Origin of the sequence: Halomonas marinisediminis (assembly GCF_004347715.1) — a bacterium.
Taxonomy (GTDB): Bacteria; Pseudomonadota; Gammaproteobacteria; order Pseudomonadales; family Halomonadaceae; genus Halomonas; species Halomonas icarae.
The window spans coordinates 1-253 of the sequence record NZ_SLTR01000611.1; the positions used below are offsets into that span (position 1 = coordinate 1).

Sequence of the window (253 nt, forward strand, 5' to 3'; positions counted from 1 at the left end):
TCCTGTTCCACCATATCATCGTGAAGGCGAACCTGTTCTTCGTGGCGGGCCTGATCAAGCTGAAGGCCGGGTCGGAGGAGCTCGACAAGATCGGCGGGTTGCTGAAGGCCTCGCCCCTGCTGGCCATCCTGTTCCTGATCCCCGCGCTCAGCCTCGCGGGCATCCCGCCGCTCTCGGGTTTCTGGGCGAAGTTCATCATCGTGCAGGCGAGCCTGGAGGCGCGCGACTGGTGGGTGGCGCTGGCAGCCCTGGC

Annotated in this window: 1 protein-coding gene; it reads left to right on the plus strand. The window is 66.0% G+C overall.

Annotated elements, in window-relative coordinates; genetic code table 11:
- On the plus strand, nucleotides 1-253 hold a 253-nt coding region (locus E0702_RS17990; protein WP_306766945.1), incomplete at both ends, for a proton-conducting transporter transmembrane domain-containing protein.